Source organism: Salinicola lusitanus (assembly GCF_003206045.1).
Taxonomy (GTDB): domain Bacteria; phylum Pseudomonadota; class Gammaproteobacteria; order Pseudomonadales; family Halomonadaceae; genus Salinicola; species Salinicola lusitanus.
This window is the reverse complement of sequence record NZ_PZJM01000003.1, coordinates 66,902-84,555: the sequence shown is the minus strand read 5'-3', so window position 1 is coordinate 84,555 and position 17,654 is coordinate 66,902. Positions and strand designations below refer to the sequence as shown.

The 17,654-nt window shown below is 63.9% G+C and carries 18 protein-coding genes, 1 tRNA gene and 1 pseudogene; 11 read left to right on the top strand and 9 right to left on the bottom strand.

The features are described 5' to 3' along the window. Positions 1 to 34 precede the first annotated feature (34 nt). The 5 genes from ureE (at position 35) to DOM45_RS04185 (ending at position 3,232) form a co-directional block, all read left to right on the top strand. The gene (gene ureE / locus DOM45_RS04205; protein ID WP_110598280.1) at positions 35 to 649 is read left to right on the top strand and encodes an urease accessory protein UreE; all 615 of its coding nucleotides are present in this window, start codon (positions 35 to 37) and stop codon (positions 647 to 649) included. Between the two features lie 6 nt (positions 650 to 655). Further along, the gene (locus tag DOM45_RS04200; protein ID WP_110598279.1) at positions 656 to 1,339 is read left to right on the top strand and encodes an urease accessory protein UreF; all 684 of its coding nucleotides are present in this window, start codon (positions 656 to 658) and stop codon (positions 1,337 to 1,339) included. Positions 1,340 to 1,362: 23 nt separating this feature from the next. Next, positions 1,363 to 2,025, top strand: a complete 663-nt coding sequence (gene ureG / locus DOM45_RS04195; protein WP_110598278.1) for an urease accessory protein UreG — start codon at positions 1,363 to 1,365, stop codon at positions 2,023 to 2,025. Between the two features lie 32 nt (positions 2,026 to 2,057). Then, the gene (locus DOM45_RS04190; protein ID WP_110598277.1) at positions 2,058 to 2,663 is read left to right on the top strand and encodes a HupE/UreJ family protein; all 606 of its coding nucleotides are present in this window, start codon (positions 2,058 to 2,060) and stop codon (positions 2,661 to 2,663) included. 131 nt (positions 2,664 to 2,794) lie between these two features. Then, positions 2,795 to 3,232 carry a hypothetical protein gene (locus DOM45_RS04185; RefSeq protein WP_110598276.1) on the top strand — a complete coding sequence of 146 codons (438 nt, stop codon included), beginning with the start codon at positions 2,795 to 2,797 and terminating at the stop codon, positions 3,230 to 3,232. A gap of 273 nt (positions 3,233 to 3,505) precedes the next feature. On the opposite strand, the gene DOM45_RS04180 is transcribed toward DOM45_RS04185, so the two are convergent. The 4 genes from DOM45_RS04180 to DOM45_RS04165 form a co-directional block, all read right to left on the bottom strand. Beyond that, positions 3,506 to 4,330, bottom strand: coding sequence for a DUF1206 domain-containing protein (locus DOM45_RS04180; RefSeq protein WP_110598275.1), 825 nt, complete (start codon positions 4,328 to 4,330; stop codon positions 3,506 to 3,508). Between the two features lie 93 nt (positions 4,331 to 4,423). After that, on the bottom strand, positions 4,424 to 5,170 hold the full coding sequence (locus tag DOM45_RS04175) for an amino acid ABC transporter ATP-binding protein (protein ID WP_110598274.1): 747 nt from the start codon (positions 5,168 to 5,170) through the stop codon (positions 4,424 to 4,426). Then, the gene (locus DOM45_RS04170; RefSeq protein ID WP_110598273.1) at positions 5,167 to 5,841 is read right to left on the bottom strand and encodes an amino acid ABC transporter permease; all 675 of its coding nucleotides are present in this window, start codon (positions 5,839 to 5,841) and stop codon (positions 5,167 to 5,169) included. Before DOM45_RS04170 ends, DOM45_RS04175 begins: the two co-directional genes overlap by 4 nt. Positions 5,842 to 5,942: 101 nt before the next feature. Beyond that, complete coding sequence (locus DOM45_RS04165) at positions 5,943 to 6,695, bottom strand: amino acid ABC transporter substrate-binding protein (protein ID WP_110598272.1); 753 nt, start codon at positions 6,693 to 6,695, stop codon at positions 5,943 to 5,945. A gap of 1,008 nt (positions 6,696 to 7,703) precedes the next feature. On the opposite strand from DOM45_RS04165, the gene DOM45_RS04160 reads away from it, so the two are divergent. Beyond that, positions 7,704 to 8,375 carry a hypothetical protein gene (locus DOM45_RS04160; protein ID WP_110598271.1) on the top strand — a complete coding sequence of 224 codons (672 nt, stop codon included), beginning with the start codon at positions 7,704 to 7,706 and terminating at the stop codon, positions 8,373 to 8,375. A 137-nt stretch (positions 8,376 to 8,512) separates the two neighbouring features. Here DOM45_RS04160 and DOM45_RS04155 read toward each other — a convergent pair. After that, positions 8,513 to 8,597: transfer RNA gene (locus DOM45_RS04155), tRNA-Leu, on the bottom strand. A gap of 139 nt (positions 8,598 to 8,736) precedes the next feature. Between DOM45_RS04155 and DOM45_RS04150 the strand changes: the two genes are divergently transcribed. The 5 genes and pseudogenes from DOM45_RS04150 to DOM45_RS04130 form a co-directional block, all read left to right on the top strand. After that, positions 8,737 to 9,492 (top strand): ComF family protein, encoded by a 756-nt coding sequence (locus DOM45_RS04150; protein WP_240612286.1) that lies wholly within the window; start codon positions 8,737 to 8,739, stop codon positions 9,490 to 9,492. A 40-nt stretch (positions 9,493 to 9,532) separates the two neighbouring features. After that, on the top strand, positions 9,533 to 10,519 hold the full coding sequence (locus DOM45_RS04145) for a serine/threonine protein kinase (RefSeq protein ID WP_110598947.1): 987 nt from the start codon (positions 9,533 to 9,535) through the stop codon (positions 10,517 to 10,519). A gap of 134 nt (positions 10,520 to 10,653) precedes the next feature. Next, positions 10,654 to 11,211 (top strand): GTP cyclohydrolase I FolE, encoded by a 558-nt coding sequence (folE, locus tag DOM45_RS04140; RefSeq protein WP_110598270.1) that lies wholly within the window; start codon positions 10,654 to 10,656, stop codon positions 11,209 to 11,211. 68 nt (positions 11,212 to 11,279) lie between these two features. Beyond that, the gene (locus tag DOM45_RS04135; RefSeq protein WP_110598269.1) at positions 11,280 to 11,732 is read left to right on the top strand and encodes a hypothetical protein; all 453 of its coding nucleotides are present in this window, start codon (positions 11,280 to 11,282) and stop codon (positions 11,730 to 11,732) included. Positions 11,733 to 11,986: 254 nt separating this feature from the next. Then, positions 11,987 to 13,441, top strand: a pseudogene (locus tag DOM45_RS04130) (NAD-dependent succinate-semialdehyde dehydrogenase); the annotation flags it as partial. Positions 13,442 to 13,513: 72 nt separating this feature from the next. Here DOM45_RS04130 and purH read toward each other — a convergent pair. The 4 genes from purH to prmA form a co-directional block, all read right to left on the bottom strand. Then, positions 13,514 to 15,115 carry a bifunctional phosphoribosylaminoimidazolecarboxamide formyltransferase/IMP cyclohydrolase gene (purH, locus tag DOM45_RS04125; RefSeq protein ID WP_110598268.1) on the bottom strand — a complete coding sequence of 534 codons (1,602 nt, stop codon included), beginning with the start codon at positions 15,113 to 15,115 and terminating at the stop codon, positions 13,514 to 13,516. Between the two features lie 110 nt (positions 15,116 to 15,225). After that, positions 15,226 to 15,471, bottom strand: coding sequence for a DNA-binding transcriptional regulator Fis (gene fis, locus DOM45_RS04120; protein ID WP_205909390.1), 246 nt, complete (start codon positions 15,469 to 15,471; stop codon positions 15,226 to 15,228). Between the two features lie 59 nt (positions 15,472 to 15,530). Continuing rightward, positions 15,531 to 16,565: a tRNA dihydrouridine synthase DusB gene (gene dusB, locus DOM45_RS04115; RefSeq protein WP_110598266.1), complete on the bottom strand. Its 1,035-nt coding sequence runs from the start codon at positions 16,563 to 16,565 to the stop codon at positions 15,531 to 15,533. A gap of 188 nt (positions 16,566 to 16,753) precedes the next feature. After that, on the bottom strand, positions 16,754 to 17,653 hold the full coding sequence (gene prmA / locus DOM45_RS04110) for a 50S ribosomal protein L11 methyltransferase (RefSeq protein WP_110598265.1): 900 nt from the start codon (positions 17,651 to 17,653) through the stop codon (positions 16,754 to 16,756). Between the last annotated feature and the right edge of the window lies 1 nt (position 17,654).

Sequence of the window (17,654 nt, the reverse complement as noted above, 5' to 3'; positions counted from 1 at the left end):
GAGTCCGGTAGCGGCTATCACGAGGCAGATAGACATGTGGAAATTGATTGAACGGCTGGAGGCGACGTCCGACGCTATCGCCATCGACAGCGTGACGTTGCCGTTCGAGCTGCGAATGCGCGGCCGACTCAAGGCGACCAGCGACCGGGGCCACGAGATCGGCATTTTCCTCGATCGCGGCCCGGTGCTGCGCGATGGGGCCTTACTGCGTGCCGAAAGCGGCGAGGTGATCGAAGTTCTCGCTGCCGCGGAACCGGTGGTGACGGCGAAGGTGCCGCTCGGGCTGGCATTGGCGAGGCTCTGCTATCACCTGGGCAATCGTCACGTTCAGTTGGCGATCGGCACGGCCGGCGAGTGTGGCTGGGTGCGTTTTCCGCCGGATCATGTGCTGGAAACCCTGGCAGTGAGGCTGGGAGCGACGCTCGAGCATCACCAGGCGCCGTTCGACCCCGAGCCGGGCGCGTATGCCGAGGGCGAGGGGGCTCGCCATGGACACGCCCACTCCCATGCTCACGGTCATTCCCACGGCCACGACCACCCCCACGGCCACGACCACCCCCACGATCACGGCGCCGTCGGGAACCTCGGTCAGGTCTATGACTTCCAGCAGCACCTCTCGCACCGCCACGGCCACAAGCATGAGCATTGAGGTTTGATGGCCGAATCGAGGCGCGACCCGCTGGCCCTGCTGGGGCTGATACAACTGATCAGCCCGGCGCTGCCGATCGGCGCCTTCGCCTGGTCGCAGGGGTTGGAGAGCGCCTTCGAGCTTGGCTGGGTACGTGACGAGGAGAGCCTCGGCGAGTGGTTGTCGGGCGTTCTCGACGATGGCCTGACACGTTGCGAGCTGCCGGTGCTGGGCAGGCTGCAGGGCGCCTGGAGAACCGGCGACCGCGAGACGCTGCAGGTCTGGAACGACTGGCTTCGGGCCAATCGGGAAACCCAGGAGCTGGCGGACGAGGACGTGCGTCTGGGGCAGGCGCTTGCGCGTCTGCTGGGGGACCTGGCGCTGCTGCCCGAAGATGGCTGGCTGCCCCAGCGTCCGGCGTACGTCACCCTGTTTGCCTGGGTGGCGCATCGACGAGGGATCGGCATCGAGGATGCCCAGCTCGGCTTCGCATGGGCCTGGCTCGAGAACCAGCTGGCCGCCGCCTGCAAGGCGCTGCCGCTGGGCCAGACCGCGGCACAGCGGCTGGTCGAGCGGCTGCGACCCGAACTGGTGAGCGCCGTCGAGACCGCCAACCGGCTGCACGACGAGGCGCTCGGTCCCATCCTGCCGGGACTGGCCCTGGCGAGTGCGCTGCATGAAACACAGTATTCGCGTCTGTTTCGCAGTTGAGATATTGGAAGGAGAGGAAAGCGATGAAGCATTGTCTACGCGTGGGGGTCGGCGGGCCGGTGGGTTCCGGCAAGACGGCACTTCTCAAGCAGCTCTGTCTGGCGCTGCGTGAACACTACGATATCGCGGTGGTGACCAACGACATCTATACCCGGGAAGATGCCGACTTCCTGCTGCGTCACGATGCACTGGCCGCCGACCGTATCATCGGCGTGGAGACCGGCGGCTGTCCCCACACGGCGATCCGCGAGGATGCCTCGATGAATCTCGCGGCGATCGACGACCTGCACGCCCTCCATCCCGATCTGGAGCTGGTGCTGGTGGAGTCCGGTGGCGACAACCTGGCTGCCACTTTCAGTCCCGAGCTCTCGGATCTGACGCTCTACGTCATCGACGTCTCGGCTGGCGACAAGATCCCGCGCAAGGGCGGCCCCGGAATCACCAAGTCGGATCTGCTGATCATCAACAAGATCGACATCGCCGACTACGTCCATGCCTCCCTCGAAGTGATGGAGCGCGATGCCAAGAAGATGCGTGGCGAGCGTCCCTTCGTCTTCACCAACCTGCATGACGGGGTCGGTGTCGAGACCATCGTTCGTTTCATCCTCGATCGGGGGATGCTGCCGGAGCGGCGCGGCGAAGAACGACGTGCCATCCAGGACCAGCAACTGCTGACAGCCAACTGATCTCTCATCCGTTACCTGCAAGGAGATTCGTCATGACCGCATCCACTCCCCCGGCTCGTGGCCTGGCCTGGCTCTCCGCACCGCTCTTGCTGCTGGTCGGCTCGGCGGCCATGGCGCATCCCGGCGCGCTACCGCATACCCATGGCGGCAGTCTCCTGGCCGGGCTGATGCATCCGTTGACGGGGCTCGACCATCTGCTCGCCATGCTGGCAATCGGCTTGTGGAGCTGCCGCCAGTCCCCGACGTTGTGCCGTGCCATGCCGCTGCTGATTGCCCTGGGCATGATCGCGGGGGCGGGACTGGCCTGGGCCGGCGTGCCGCTGCTCGGCGTCGAATTCGGCATCGCCTCCAGCGTCCTGCTGGCGGGCGTGATGCTGGCCTGTCTTGTCAAGCTGCCCACCGCGGTTGGCGGCACCCTGGTCTTTGCCTTCATCCTGCTGCATGGCCATGCTCACGGCAGCGAGCTGGCACCCGGGGCATCGGCACTGCTCTACGCCGTTGGCTTCGTCATCGCCAGCGTCGCTATCACTCTGGTCGGCCGTCTGGTCGGCAACTGGCTGATGCAGCGTGACAGCCGCTGGCTTCGCGGTATCGGTGCCGTCATTGCCGCTGCGGGTGGGGCGCTGTTGTTGGGGTGAGAGCGCAAGGGGCACTGCATCCGTTTCCAGAACAGCGGCGTATACAGGGATAGACGGCCACAACCGTCATGTTAGGGAAGACCCAGGAGCGCGACGCCGCGTTCGATCATGGAAACCCGCAGGAGCCCCTCATGAAAATCTCCATCCGTCACCGTTTCGGTATCGCTACCGGTTTGATGTTGGCCGTGTTGAGCGGTGCAGCCATGGCCCAGACCGCCATGGACGATAGCGCGCCCAACAGCAGCAGCGATCAGATGGGAATGGCAAGCAAGGACAGCACCAATCGCGATGCGATGGTGAACGGCATGCCGTCATCACCGCATAAGTCCGCCCATGGTTCTTCCATGGATGACAGTGCACCCAACAGCAGCAGCGATCAGATGGGAATGGCGAGCAAGGACAGCGCCAATCGTGACGGGATGGTGAAAGGCATGCCCCGTCGAGGCGACGCTGCCCCCATGTCTCCGACGATGGACAACAGTGCCCCCTTGAGTGGCAGCGATCAGGATGGCGCCGCTGGCAAGGACTCTGTCAATCGCCAACCTCTCAATACGGGGCCAGCTCAATAAGCGGGAACCAGAGTTCGTGCGATGACCCCCGTCTCGTTCTTTCGAGATAGGCTTATCGATCGTTTGAGACCGCCACGGCGGTCTTTTTTGTGGCCCGCCATCCCTGGCGGCCACCCTTCGGGCCGCCCATGGCGTCAAAAACCGCTCCCGACGGTTTGTTGTGGCCTGCCATCCCTGGCGGCCACCCTTCGGGCCGCCCGAGGCGTCAAAAACCGCTCCCGACGGTTTTTGTACGCCGCCGTTGGTGGCTTGCCGGCCCCGGCAGCGAATCGGTCAGGTTCCGCTCCGTGGGTGCCTGACCCGACGATAGCCGGCATTGATGAAGCAGTAGCCCCCGTACGCCATCAGGCCGACCGCGGCGGCGCCCAGAAGCCAGTCGCCGAAGGGTTGGTGGGCCAGCAGGTTGAGCGCGGCGCCCAGGCCTTGGGCATCACTGGGCGACAGGTGCCAGGCTGCCAGTGCGATCAGACTGCCTATCAGGACGAAGGTGACGCCACGGGCTGCGAGACCGAGGCGCGCGATCGCCTCGAGCAGTGGCAGCGGCGGGTTGGGCCGGCTGTCCAGGTGCCAGTTCTTGCGATAGGAACGCCGCCAGGCGCGCACCATCTGGTGGATGCCGACGCCGATGAAGATGACGCCGAGCATGACCAGTAACCAGCGTCCGCCGGGAATGCCCAGCACCCGTTCGGTATGCTGTGAGGTCCCGCCCCCCTGGCCCTGGGCCAGGCTCTGAAAGACCAGAGTGGCACACCGCCAGGCCAGCGTGGCATACAAGCCGCCGCTGACCGCGAACCCCAGACGTTGTATCCATCCCTGCCAGTCGTTGCCCTTGCGCTCCGTGTCCAAAATCGCCTGAGCCAGGCGCCACAACACATAGGCGATGAGCCCCAGCCCCAGCAGCGCCAGTAGCGCACGCCCGAACGGCCACAGCGCGATCTTGCGAATGACGTCGGAAGCGCCGCTCTCGCTGCCCCCCAAGCCTATCGCCGTCAGCAGCGCGAGCCAGCCGATGGTGAGGTAGATCATGCCCTTGGCGACATAGCCCGCCGAAGCCGTGTGCCGCAATCCATCCCGTAGGCTAACGTGGTTTCGCTTCATGCTGTTCCTTGTGATTGGCCGGATACTAGCCTAGAAGAGAAAGCGGTTTCGCGACACGTCGCCAGGGGGAAGTCGTTGCCCGGGGCGGGGCGGTCAGCTCTTGTTTGCCGCCAGGATCTTGCGCAGGAACTGCTGGGTACGCTCGTCCTTGGGATGGCTGAACAGCTCCGAGGGAGGTGCCTGCTCGATGATGCCGCCCTGATCCATGAACACCACCCGATCGGCGACCTCGCGAGCGAACTGCATCTCGTGAGTGACGACGATCATCGTCTGGTGCTCGGCCGCAAGCTGCTTCATCAGTCCGAGCACTTCTTCCACCCACTGCGGGTCCAGCGAGGATGTCGGTTCGTCGAACAGGATGACCTCGGCATTGGCGGCCATGGCCCGGCCGATGCCCACGCGCTGCTGCTGTCCGCCGGAGAGCGCGGCGGGGTAGGCGTCGGCCTTGTCGGCCAGCCCGATGCGCCCGAGAATCTCCCTTGCCCTGGCGTACGCCTCGCGCTTGGCGATGCCATCGACCACGATCATGCCTTCGGCAATGTTCTGAAGGGCGGTCTTGTTGGCGAAGAGAGCATAGTTCTGGAATACGAAGGCGGTACGCCGCCGTAGGGCGAGGATCTGGTCACGCGTCGCGGTCGTGGCATCGAGGCTGAGATCGCCGACGGTCAGTTGGCCGGCATCAGGCGTCTCCAGGAAATTGATGCAGCGCAGCAGTGTGGATTTGCCGGTGCCCGAGGGGCCGACGATCACGATGATCTCGCCGCGCTCGAGCTGAAGATCGACGTCGTCGAAGACGATGTGACTGCCGAACTGCTTGCGGATGCCCTTGAGTTCTATCATCGCTGATACGCCCGGTTGAGTCGTTGTTCCAGCCATTTCTGGACCCAGGAAAGTGCCTCGACCACGATCCAGTAGATGACCGCCACGACCAGAAAGGCCTCGAAGTAGAGAAAGCTGCCAGCGGCTTCCTTCTGGGTGGCACCCATCAGCTCGGTGACGCCGAGCGTGAACGCCAGCGAGGTCGACTTGATCATGTCGATGAAATAGTTCATCAACGTCGGCGTTGCCACCCGGGTCGCCTGGGGCAACACGATGCGACGCATCAGTTGTGCCCGGGTCATGCCGATCGACAGGGCGGCTTCGGTCTGGCTACGATCGATCCCCACGATGGCCGCACGGATCGACTCCGCCATGTAGGCCGAGAAGTGGAGCGTCAGTCCGAGGATGGTGGCGGTAACGCCGTTGATCGCGACGAGGAACGTCAAGACCTGCGGTAGCCCGTAATAGAACAGGAACAGTTGCACCAGCAGCGGCGTACCGCGGAAGAACGAGATGAACAGCAGTGCGAAGGCGTTGAGGCCCGGCACGCGACTGACCCGGATGACCGCCAGCAGGCAGGCGAGCACCAGCGCACAGGCCATGCCGGCCGCCGCCATCTCCAGCGTCAGTGGCAGGTAGCTGAGAAGAATGGGCACCAGGCCCAGCATGTAGTCGATATCGAGTGCGTGCATGACGTTTGGCTCAGGGCTGGGCGCTCCGCGTTTGGCGAGCTCGGATAACGGAAAGGCCCATGACGCCTGTCGGCGTCATGGGCCATCACTGTGAGCATCGATCAGGGCTGGGTAATGTCGCTGCCGAACCACTTCTCTGAAATGTCTCTCAGCTGACCGCTGTCACGCAGTTGCGCGAGTGCGTCGTTGATACGTTTCTGGAGAGCCTCGCCGTCCGCGTCGTCGCGGAAGGGGTAGGCGTTCTCGATCTGGGAGAAGGGCTGTCCGGCCAGTTGCAGCGGCAACGGCTTGTCCTTGATTACCTGGGTAGCGCTGACACGGTCCATGACGAAGGCATCGGCACGGCCCAGTGCCACATCCTGCTCGATGTTGGAGTCGTAGGTCTTGATGTCGATATCATCGGCGTATGGTAGCTCGTCCAGCAGCTGCTCGTAGTTGGAGCCGAGGTTTACCGCAACCGTCTTGCCCTTGAGATCCTCGACCCCATGGATGGCGTCGTTGCCCTTGCGAACCACCACCTGGGCGCCGTCGTAGACGTAGGGCTGGCTGAAAAGATACTTCTTCTGGCGCTCCGGCGTGATGGTGATCTGGTTGGCGATGGTATCGATGCGGTTGGAGTCCAGCATACCCGCCAGACCGGAAAAGCTGGCCGTGACGAACTCGACGTCGTCGCCGGTGATCTCGCCGATCGCATTCATGAGATCGACTTCGAACCCCTTGAGTTGATCGTGCTCGACGTAGGTGAAAGGGTAGTAGCCTCCCGACATGCCCACTCTCAAGGTATCCGCCTGTGCCAGGGTTGCACCGGTCAGCCCCAGCGCGAGAGACAGTGTGGCCAGCCGAAGAGACGCCATTGAAATCGATCGTATTGTCATGAGCGAAAAGATTCCCGGAGAAGGTGATGAGGAGATCCGGCTTTGCACGCGCCGGATTTGGCAACAGGATAGCCCAGTTTTGAAATTGGTAATAAGAAAAATAATTTATATATCCTTTTGTTTTACGCTATCGCTGGTTTCCGGAAACCGTACCCATCGACGGATGGCGCGTTCATGAAAGGCGCAGTGACCTGGATCCCGCTCGGCGAACGAGATCAATCTATACTTGGCTTTGCCGTTTGTACTGTATTGATCTAACATTTGCGCGATTCTTTCTGTGAAGGCTGCCGCAGGGACGTGACCAAGGGATGTGCGCTTCGCGTTGGTTAGTGGCAGGGGCCAGGGAATGAGCCGACAGGCTCAGGAGCGCGGAAAGTTTCGGCGCATGACCGTCAGCGATGTCATGCGGCCTCTTTCGCCTCCGGCGTTGGGGTTCATGGCGCAGGGGGTAAGTGTCTCGGGGAAGCCGGCGTCCTTCCGTCGGTTTCCCACCTCGATTTCGATATCAGCCGAGTGTCTCTTCCGCTGCGCGGCCACAGGACGCCATGCGGGGCCCTTCCGCACGCCCGCTTCCAGAATCATCACCTTCACCCGGAATGGGCTCTATTTGAAAAAGCTTGACGGGCCGACAACTCTTGTATAACTTTGAGTTCGTTAGCTGACTTACCGCACCCAAGGATGGGTTGAAGGATGTCAAAGGTGAGTTGGAGTCGCAGTCAGGGACGACTGTCAGCCCGTTGGATTCAGGGAGATGAAGACAGGGCTCAAGCATTACCGTGAACTCGCTCCGTCAGGATGACGAAGACAGGGCAGGATGCCTGGGTTCGGCGGTTGATTTAAAGGCGGGCCGAGAGGCCCGCCTTTCGTGTTTCTGCTCACCGGTCGAGTCGACGGCGCTGGTGCCACAAACTGGGTTATATCGCCCGCCAGGTTTCTCCTCTACATTGGCGCCTTTGCGATCCCAGCAGGCAGGAGCCGATCCCGACCATGGAGTGGTTGTCGGAACACAGCAAGGCGATAACCGCCGTCACCAGCATATTGACGCTGTTCGTGTGGTTCTTCTACGCCCAGATTCTCTATCGGAATTTTGCCCGTACCCGGCGTCCTCGTATCATCATCAATCGCGGCCACGGCAACGATCTGACGTCGCTGTGCCTGATCAGCAACATGAGTTCCGAGCCGATCTTTCTCGAACACATCATCGTGACGCTACACACCAGTCGAGGGTCGTTGACCCAGGACATGATCGACTGTGAAGGCGATCATCGCTCGGATGACCAGGCGTCGCCAGGTTCAGCGGGTACGGACTCCGGTGAAGGAGGGGAGAGGTTGGAGTCGAGCCAGGGCCCCATGTCGTGCGGAAGCTTCAGCCACGTCGGCACCTTCGAGACCATCTTGCAGCGCTTGTGCAGGACCCACGACTTGACGCTCGAGAACAATCGTCCCACGGACGACATCGTTTTTCACTTTCTCGATATTCGTGTCGTCGCGATCTACGGCAGTGAGGACCATCCGATCGGAGCCGAGCGTCGCTTCCGTCTTCATATGACGGACGACAAGGCCTGCACGCTGGCTCCCGCCTCGGTCGATACCAAACGCTACGCCAGTCGGCTTCAGCGGTGGCGGGTCAGGCAGTGGGTCCGTCGACTCGACGGCTGAGTCGTTGCTGGTACTTCGAGGGCGACCGATCGCGCGCTGCCGCAACGGCGCATGCGTTCACCGCGCCATCCTGGCCGAGCCGGGATCGGATAGAATCCGTTCGGAAAATATAAGCTATTGATCTTGGGGCTATTCGATGGTGCGGATGGGGAGACTCGAACTCCCACACCTTTCGGCACTAGAACCTAAATCTAGCGTGTCTACCAATTCCACCACATCCGCATTCTGACAGGCGCGCTCATTGTACTGTCGCCTTGATCGATGTCAATCGTTGCGCCCTGGGCGTCGCTCGGCGGCCGCGCCCGCTTCAGTTTTCATCGCCGTGGTCGACATGATGATTGAAAGGGGCGAGGAAACGTCGATGCTGCGATGCCTGGAGATCCTGTGGCCGTTGACCCGCAAGTCGCTGGACGGGATCGGCGCGCAACTGAAGAGAGCGCTGCCGGGCTACTGCGCCTTCTGCAGTGCCGCCGCCGAGGAGGGGCTGCCCTGGTGCTCCGACTGTTTCTCGGACATGCCCTGGAATCAGGGCGGCTGTGAACTCTGCGCCGAGCCGCTGCCGACCACGCATGCCGGGACGCTTCGTCCGCGCCAGTGTGGGCGATGCCTGAAACATCGACCGCAGCAGACCGCGTCATGGGTGCCACTACGTTACGAGTCACGGGTGACGCGTCTGGTTCGGCGCTACAAGTTCGCGGCGGACCCGCGGGCAGGAGAGGTATTGGTACAGCTGATGCTGGCATCACTGGATCGAGCTCCCGAGCTGGGAAGCGCCATGATCGGTGTGCCGGGACAGCATGAGCGCACGCGGGAGCGCGGGTTCGACCACACCGCCTGGTTGACCGGACGCCTGGCGGCACGATTGGCGCTACCGGTCATCGCGGCCGAGCGGATTCGGGAGGTGCCCTCTCAGCGGGGATTGGACCGGCTCTCCCGGCGACGCAACGTGACGCGCGCGTTCGTCATCAATCGATCGTTGCCGGCTGTGGTCACCATCGTCGACGATGTCATGACGACCGGTGCCACGCTGGATTCGCTGGCCAGTGCCTGTCGAGAGGCCGGTGCCGAGAGGATCACGGCGCTGGCTTTCGCACGTACTCCGTCGGCGCGAATCTGATAGCATGCGCGCAAGCCTGCCGCTGCTAGCCGAGGTTCGTATGAGCGCTGATTCCCTGCATCCGTTCGAGAGGCTGACGCCACAGCTCGTGGTCGAAGCTGTCGAGTCTCTCGGGCTCTGGTTGCCCGGCGAGCCGTTCGCCCTCAACAGCTACGAGAACCGGGTCTATTCGCTGACCGATGACGACCGCCGGCGCTGGGTGGTGAAATTCTACCGGCCAGCGCGCTGGAGCGATGAGCAGATTCTCGAAGAGCACGCTTTCCTCCTGGCGCTCGCGGCGGCGTCGGTCTCGGTCGGCGCCCCCTGGGAGAGCGCCGAGGGCAAGACGCTGCACTATTTCGAGGGTTTTCGCTTCGCGCTGTTTGCGCATGTGGTCGGCCAGGCGCCGGAGCTCGATAATCCCTCCCATCTATTTGCGCTCGGCGAGCTGATTGGCCAGGTCCACGAGGTCGGTGCCCGCGAACCCTTCCGCCACCGGCGGCGGCTCGACCTGAACGCCATGGTCGACGAAAGCCGGCGCTGTGTCCTCGAGGCTCGCTGGCTGGATACACGCCAGCGGCGCCTCTATGGCCAGGTCATCGACGCCCTGGTACCGCTGATGGCGGACCACGCCTGGCCCGATAGCGCGCTCCAGCGCGTTCACGGCGATTGCCACCTCGGCAACATGCTGGGCCGGGACGAACGGTTCGCTCTGGTCGACTTCGACGACTGTCTGATGGCACCGGCGGTGCAGGATCTCTGGATGCTGCTGACCGCCCAGTCGCCGGGGGAGTGGCAGATGCAGCTGTCCGAGATCATCGAAGGCTACGAGATGAGCCGGGAGTTCGATCGGCGTCAGCTCGACTGGATCGAGACCCTGCGCACGCTGCGCCTGATTCGCCACAGCGCCTGGGTGACGGCGCGCTGGGAGGATCCCGCCTTTCCCCGGGCGTTTCCCTACGTTGCCGAGAGCGGATACTGGGATCAGCACATCCGTCATCTGGAGCAGCAGCGTGTGACACTCGATTCGCCGCGCTGGCTTGCCTGAACCGGTCATTAGTCGGTGCCGAGATAGTGGTGTCGGTGCAGTTTCGCTAGAATCGGCCCTCACCGAGAGTGAGGCCGGGGCGGTCGCGGCGGCGAGCGCGTTCGATCGATGATAACGATAGACAAGGCAGCAACATGACAGAGCAACTGGCAGGCCATTATCACGGTATTCTGGAAAAGCTGGGGGAGGATCCTCAGCGTGAAGGCCTGCGCGACACCCCGATGCGTGCCGCCAAGGCGATGCAGTTCTTGACCCAGGGTTACAGCCAATCGCTGGATGAACTGGTCAACGGTGCCGTCTTCGCCTCCGACACGGACGAAATGGTGCTGGTGAAGGACATCGAGATGTACTCGATGTGCGAGCATCACGTGCTGCCCTTCATCGGCAAGTGCCATATTGCCTACCTGCCCCAGGGCAAAGTGCTGGGGCTGTCGAAATTCGCGCGAATCGTCGACATGTACGCGCGTCGCCTGCAGATTCAGGAACATCTGACCCGACAGATTGCGGAAGCGGTGATGCAGGTGACCCAGGCGCGCGGTGTCGGCGTGGTGATCGAGGCCCAGCACATGTGCATGATGATGCGAGGGGTCGAAAAGCAGAACTCCAGCATGAAGACCTCGGTGATGCTGGGTAGCTTTCGCAAGAATCAGACCACGCGCCAGGAGTTCCTGATGCTGGTCAACGGCCGCTGAGAAACGGACTGCCTGACCCCGGGCGGGCTCCCGGCAACCGGTTCCGTATGGATAGCAAGGACAGCAGGATGGACGGTCGTCTTTCCCATTTCGACGATGAAGCGCAGCTCGGAGAGATCGAGTCCAGCGATGGCAAGCGCTACCCCTTCGACTTCTCCCAATGGCGCGGTCGTGGCTTGCCGAGCGCCGGAACGCCGGTGCGCTTCGAACTCCGCGACGGTCGGGCCATTCAGGTGTTCAATCACCCCGAGGCCCAGCGACGCGCCAGCACCATCCGTGGCGTTGACGGCAAGACCCGGCGCAAGGTGCTTTCGCACTGGGCGCTGGCCGCTTTTGTGGTGGCCGTCGTCGGCGTGAGTGCGGGGCGCTATGCGCCGGTGGTGGAAGCGGTGGCGATCGTGCTGGCGTGGCTGGGCCTGCGCCACGTGCATCGCGAACCCCAGCGCCTGACCGGGCAGTGGCTGAACGGTATCGCCATCGTGGTGGCCGTAGGCGTGACCCTGTGGTCCCAGTGGTGGTGAGCGCGCTCGCTTCGCGTTGGTGACTGGCCTCCGGCGTTGGCACGGCTTGCCCCGACGTTCGGCAGCGAGAGGGCGTGAATGTGACTGGCACGAGTGCCGTTAACGCGCCATCCTGTCCAGTACAACCGTGGTGGCTGACTCGTTTTCACCGGCGCCAGCCAGGACCGATCGCGTGGCACGCCGTTCCGTGGCAACGGTCGGGCGGATAGGGGGCATGCCCGCTATCGGCAAGCACATCCAGGAAGGAGTGAATCATGCAATCCGTTAAAGAGAGTGCGCTGTTCAGGCCCTTTGCCTACATCGACGGCAACTGGGTCGCTGCCGACAGCGGCGAGCAGATCGATGTCGACAACCCTGCCAGCGGCGAGATTCTCGGGCGCATGCCGCGCCTGGGGAGGGCCGAGACCGAGCGCGCCATCGAGGCCGCCGAGGCGGCACTGCCGGGCTGGCGCAATCACACGGCGCTGGAGCGTGCCGATATCCTGATGAAGTGGTACGAGCTGATGCTCGAGCACAAGGATGAGCTGGCCGCGATCATGACCGCCGAGCAGGGCAAGCCGGTCAAGGAGGCGGCGGGCGAGATCGTCTACGCCGCGAGCTTCATGCGCTGGTTCGCCGAAGAGGCTCGTCGTATCTATGGCGACACCATTCCTGCCGCCAACACCCGGCAGCGGATCGTCGTCACCAAGCAGCCGGTGGGCGTCGTCGGCGCCATCACGCCGTGGAACTTCCCCTCATCGATGATCACCCGCAAGGCCGCCGCCGCGCTGGCGGCCGGCTGCACCATCGTGATCAAGCCTGCCAGCCAGACCCCGTTCTCGGCGACAGCGCTGGCCGCGTTGGCCGAGCAGGCCGGTGTGCCGCGTGGCGTCTTCAACGTGGTGCCGGGCAAGGCCAGCGAGATCGCCAAGGCAATGACCGAGTCGTCCGTGGTGCGCAAGGTCACCTTTACCGGCTCCACCGAGGTCGGGAGTTCATTGATGGCCGGCGCTGCCCAGCATATCCAGAAGATTTCGCTGGAGCTCGGCGGCAATGCACCGTTCCTGGTGTTCGAGGACGCCGACCTGGACGCCGCGGTCGAAGGCGCCATCGCCTCCAAGTTCCGCAATGCCGGCCAGACCTGCGTCTGCACCAACCGCTTCCTGGTCCAGTCCAGCGTGATCAACGCCTTCAGCGAGAAGCTCGCGGCGGCGATGAACAGTGAACTGAAGGTCGGAGACGGTTTCGAGGAAGGGATCAATATCGGGCCGCTGATCGATGAAGATGCGGTGGCCAAAGTGAGTGAGCACGTCAAGGATGCCACTGACAAGGGCGCCCAGCTGCTGCTCGGCGGCCACGAGCACTCCCTCGGCGGGCGCTTCTTCTCGCCCACGCTGATCAGCCACGCCACGCCGGAGATGAAGGTGGCGCGCGAGGAGACGTTCGGCCCGCTGGCGGCGGTGTTCCCGTTCGAGACCGAGGAGGAGGCCGTGCGGCTGGCCAACGACACCCAGTTCGGGCTGGCGTCCTATTTCTACTCGAAGGACCTGGGGCGCGTATGGCGGGTCGCCGAGGCACTCGAGTACGGCATGGTCGGCATCAACACCGGGCTGATCTCCAACGCCAGCGCGCCCTTCGGCGGCGTCAAGGCGTCCGGGCTGGGCCGCGAAGGCTCCAAGTACGGGCTCGACGAGTATCTCGAGACCAAGTACCTCTGCATCGATCTGGGCGAANNGAACGAAGAACGCCAGCGACATTGTCGCTGGCGTTCTTCGTCTTGCGGTCAGGCTATTTTTCGCAGTTCAGTGCCGGAAGTGGCGCATACCGGTGAACACCATCGCGATGCCTGCCTCGTTGGCCGCGGCGATCACTTCCTCGTCGCGCATCGATCCACCGGGCTGGATGACGGCGGTGATGCCGGCGGCGGCGGCGTTGTCCAGGCCGTCGCGGAAGGGGAAGAACGCATCCGATGCCATGACCGAGCCGGTCACCGCCAGGCCCGCCTGCTCGGCCTTGATCGCCGCGATACGCGCTGAATTGACGCGGCTCATCTGGCCGGCGCCAACGCCCACGGTCTGGCGATTCCTGGCGTAGACGATCGCATTGGACTTGACGAACTTGGCGACTTTCCAGGCGAACACCAGGTCGTTCAGCTCCTGTTCGGTGGGGGCGCGCCGGGTGACGACCTTGAGGTCATCCGCGCCGATCATGCCGGTATCGCGGCTCTGGACCAGGAGACCGCCGTTGACGCGCTTGTAGTCCCACCCATCGCCAGTCTTCGCCGGCAGCTCTCCGCATTCGAGCAGGCGCACATTGGTCTTGCTGGCGACTGCCTCGCGGGCCTCGGCAGAGATGCGCGGTGCGATGATCACCTCGACGAACTGGCGGGCGACGATGGCGCTGGCGGTATCGCCATCCAGCTCCCGGTTGAAGGCGATGATGCCGCCGAAAGCGGATTCGCTGTCGGTCTCGAAGGCCAGGTCGTAGGCCTTGCGGATACCACCCTCGTCTTCCGGAACCACCGCCACGCCGCACGGGTTGGCGTGCTTGACGATCACGCAGGCCGGTTTGGTGAACGACTTGACGCACTCCAGCGCGGCGTCGGTATCGGCGACATTGTTGAAGGAGAGCGCCTTGCCCTGGAGCTGGCTGGCGGTGGCGATGCTGGCCTCGCTGCTCTCCGGCTCGACGTAGAAGGCCGCCTTCTGATGCGGGTTCTCGCCGTAGCGCATGCCCTGCTTCTTGGTGAACTGCAGCGACAGCGTGCGCGGGAAGTCGGGCTCGCCGCTGCCCACCCGCTGGCCGAAATAGTTGGCGATGGCGGCGTCGTAGGCGGCGGTGTGCTCGAACGCCTTGATCGCCAGGTCGAAGCGGGTCTTGTGACTGACGCCGCCGTCGTGGCTGGCCATGTCCTTCAGCACCCGCGAATAGTCCTCGGCGCTGACCACGATCGTGGTGTGCTCGTGGTTCTTGGCGCAAGCCCGAACCATCGTCGGTCCGCCGATGTCGATGTTCTCGACGGCGTCCTCCAGGGTGCAGTCCGGATTGGCCACCGTCTGCGTGAAGGGGTAGAGGTTGACGACCACCATGTCGATCGGGTCGATGCCATGCTCCGCCATGACCGCGTCATCCTGGCCGCGACGTCCGAGAATGCCGCCGTGAATCTTGGGATGCAGCGTCTTGACGCGCCCATCCATGATCTCCGGAAAGCCGGTGTGCTCGGAGACTTCGACGACCGCGATACCGTTCTCGTGCAGCAGGCGATAGGTACCGCCGGTCGACAGCAGCTCGACGCCAAGCGAGGTCAGCTCGCGAGCGAATTCGACGACGCCGGTCTTGTCGGACACGCTGAGCAGGGCGCGACGGACGGCGCGGGGGGCGGTAGAAGCAGGGGGTTGAGACATGCCAGTCCACTCTTGTGCGATGAGACGGCAGGCGCAGCCAGGAGACTCTCGAGTCGGCGGCGGCGTCGCGCGTCCAGGTGGCGCTTCGCTCGGGCGAAGCGAGAGAGAATTTACATCAGATCGTACTGCTTGAGCTTCTTGCGCAACGTGCCGCGATTGAGACCGAGCAGCTCGGCGGCTCGGGTCTGATTGCCTTCGACGTTGCGCATCACGACTTCGAGGAGCGGTGCCTCGACCTCCGCCAGCACCATCCCGTAGAGGTTGGATACGGATTCACCCTCGAGATGGGAGAAGTAGCGCTCCATGACACGCTCGACGCACTCTCGGAGAGTCGTGTGAGATAGCGCTTCGGGCATCTGGAGGGAGTCGGCCTCCGCGGTTGACTCACCATCGAGAGCTAAAGGTTGCCGGCTATTCATGCTGCGTGGATTCCGTTACCGATCGCGGCGGCGTCACCGCGAAAGAGTTCATGAAGAAACTCGAATTGTTGTTCGGCCTGCTCGAGACGATTGAAGCGGGAGCGGTATGCCCGGCTGGGATCGTGCGAGGCGAGATACCAGCCGACGTGCTTGCGAGCCACCCGGACGCCGAGATAGTCGCCATAGTGCTCGTGCAGGGCACGCAGGTGGCGCCCAATGGTGCTGGCGATCTCGTCCGCGCTCGGTGGGGCGTGCTCACGGCCGGTACGCAGGTAGTGCTCGATCTCCCGGAACAGCCATGGGTTGCCCTGGGCACCGCGCCCCACCATCACGGCATCGGCACCGGTGTAGGCGAGCACTTCGGCAGCGCGCTGCGGCGTGGTCACGTCGCCGTTGGCGAAGACCGGTATCGATACGCGCTGCTTGATCGCAGCGATGGTGTCGTACTCCGCGGCGCCGGTATAGCGCTGCTCGCGGGTTCGGCCATGGATGGCCAGGGCCGCGATGCCGGCGTCCTCGGCGAGGCTGGCGACACGCTCCGCATTGCGGGTCTCGGCACACCAGCCGGTGCGAATCTTCAGCGTGACCGGGATGTCCACCGCCGCGACCACGGCCCCCAGGATATCGGCTACCAAGCGTTCGTCTCGCAGCAGCGCGGATCCCGCCGCCTTGTTGCAGACCTTCTTGGCCGGACAACCCATGTTGATGTCGATGATCTCGGCGCCGGCTTCGGCATTGAGCCGTGCCGCCTCGGCGAGCATCTGCGGGTCGCCGCCGGCGATCTGCACCGATCTCGGCCCCGGCTCGCCGCGATGGATCATCCGCTGCCGGGATTTCCGGGTGTGCCAGAGCCGGCTGTCGGCGGTGACCATTTCGGACACCACGAGACCTGCGCCCAGCTCGCGACAAAGCTGGCGAAAAGGGCGGTCGGTCACCCCGGCCATGGGGGCCAGGATCACGCGATTGGGTAGCGTGTGGTGGCCGATGCGGGGTAACGGGCGATCGGTCTGCGGTGACACGGAATCACGCATCGTTACAGGGGCTCAGGCAAAACGGGGAGGCTATGATACCGGTCACCCCGGGTTTGTTGAAGCGCTGTTTGCCGACTCACGACCTAAGCCGCAAAGCGCGCCGGGAGTGCATGAACGCCGTTCAGGTCAGGCCGCTCGGGCATGAAATCGAGCAGCGAGGGACTTGCGGCGGACCGGACGAGCGACACTCAGGCCGCGCGATGCCCGGTGAGCAGCACCCAGCCTTCTCGCTCGCGGGGCTCGTCCATCGACAGGCCCTGGGCCCGGTAGGCGTCCAGCACGGTATCCGCCTGGGTGGCCAGAATGCCGGAGAGGGCCAGGTGGCCACCGGATTTGACCCGCTCGGCGATCGTCGCCGCCATGTCGACCAGGGGGCCGGCGAGGATATTGGCGACGACCACGTCGAACTGGCCCTGTCCGATCCTTTCCGGATAGTCCAGGATCAGGCGGGACTCATCGATTTGGTTGCGTTCGGCGTTGTCCCGGCTCGCCTGCAGCGCCTGGGGGTCGATATCGACACCGACGGCGGTGTCGGCACCGAGCTTGAGCGCGGCGATCGCTAGAATGCCGGAACCACAGCCGTAATCCAGCACCTGTCGCTGTGCGACATCCTGGGCGTCGAGCCAGCCGAGGCAGAGCGCCGTGGTGGGGTGCGTACCGGTGCCGAAAGCGAGGCCGGGATCGAGCAGCAGGTTGACGGCATCGGGGTCCGGGGCCTGGTGCCAACTGGGCACGATCCACAACCGGTGACCCATTTGCAGGGGCTCGAAGCCATCCATCCACTCCCGCTCCCAGTCGCGATCGGCCAACAGTTCGTACTCGATCTGCGGGGCGGGGTCGTCGGGAGATCCCTCGGACCAGGCTCGCTGGACACGCTCGATCATCGCCTCGACGCCGGGAAGATCGTCGTAGAGGCCGGTAAGTACCGTCTCTCGCCACAGCGGCGTGGTTCCCCGGTCGGGCTCGAAGAGCGGCTCGTCGTGAGCGTCCTGCAGGGTGATCGCGCTGGCACCCTCGGCTAGCAGCAGCTCTTCCAGCCACTCGGCCTGCTCGGGGGCGATGGATGCCTTGAGTTGTAGCCACGCCATG

Bases quoted from the DNA above. Each gene is read 5' to 3' on its own strand.
- ureE (WP_110598280.1), top strand. From the start codon at position 35: ATGTGGAAATTGATTGAACGGCTGGAGGCGACGTCCGACGCTATCGCC.
- DOM45_RS04200 (WP_110598279.1), top strand. From the start codon at position 656: ATGGCCGAATCGAGGCGCGACCCGCTGGCCCTGCTGGGGCTGATACAA.
- ureG (WP_110598278.1), top strand. From the start codon at position 1,363: ATGAAGCATTGTCTACGCGTGGGGGTCGGCGGGCCGGTGGGTTCCGGC.
- DOM45_RS04190 (WP_110598277.1), top strand. From the start codon at position 2,058: ATGACCGCATCCACTCCCCCGGCTCGTGGCCTGGCCTGGCTCTCCGCA.
- DOM45_RS04185 (WP_110598276.1), top strand. From the start codon at position 2,795: ATGAAAATCTCCATCCGTCACCGTTTCGGTATCGCTACCGGTTTGATG.
- DOM45_RS04180 (WP_110598275.1), bottom strand. From the start codon at position 4,330: ATGAAGCGAAACCACGTTAGCCTACGGGATGGATTGCGGCACACGGCT.
- DOM45_RS04175 (WP_110598274.1), bottom strand. From the start codon at position 5,170: ATGATAGAACTCAAGGGCATCCGCAAGCAGTTCGGCAGTCACATCGTC.
- DOM45_RS04170 (WP_110598273.1), bottom strand. From the start codon at position 5,841: ATGCACGCACTCGATATCGACTACATGCTGGGCCTGGTGCCCATTCTT.
- DOM45_RS04165 (WP_110598272.1), bottom strand. From the start codon at position 6,695: ATGGCGTCTCTTCGGCTGGCCACACTGTCTCTCGCGCTGGGGCTGACC.
- DOM45_RS04160 (WP_110598271.1), top strand. From the start codon at position 7,704: ATGGAGTGGTTGTCGGAACACAGCAAGGCGATAACCGCCGTCACCAGC.
- DOM45_RS04150 (WP_240612286.1), top strand. From the start codon at position 8,737: ATGCTGCGATGCCTGGAGATCCTGTGGCCGTTGACCCGCAAGTCGCTG.
- DOM45_RS04145 (WP_110598947.1), top strand. From the start codon at position 9,533: ATGAGCGCTGATTCCCTGCATCCGTTCGAGAGGCTGACGCCACAGCTC.
- folE (WP_110598270.1), top strand. From the start codon at position 10,654: ATGACAGAGCAACTGGCAGGCCATTATCACGGTATTCTGGAAAAGCTG.
- DOM45_RS04135 (WP_110598269.1), top strand. From the start codon at position 11,280: ATGGACGGTCGTCTTTCCCATTTCGACGATGAAGCGCAGCTCGGAGAG.
- purH (WP_110598268.1), bottom strand. From the start codon at position 15,115: ATGTCTCAACCCCCTGCTTCTACCGCCCCCCGCGCCGTCCGTCGCGCC.
- fis (WP_205909390.1), bottom strand. From the start codon at position 15,471: ATGCCCGAAGCGCTATCTCACACGACTCTCCGAGAGTGCGTCGAGCGT.
- dusB (WP_110598266.1), bottom strand. From the start codon at position 16,565: ATGCGTGATTCCGTGTCACCGCAGACCGATCGCCCGTTACCCCGCATC.
- prmA (WP_110598265.1), bottom strand. From the start codon at position 17,653: ATGGCGTGGCTACAACTCAAGGCATCCATCGCCCCCGAGCAGGCCGAG.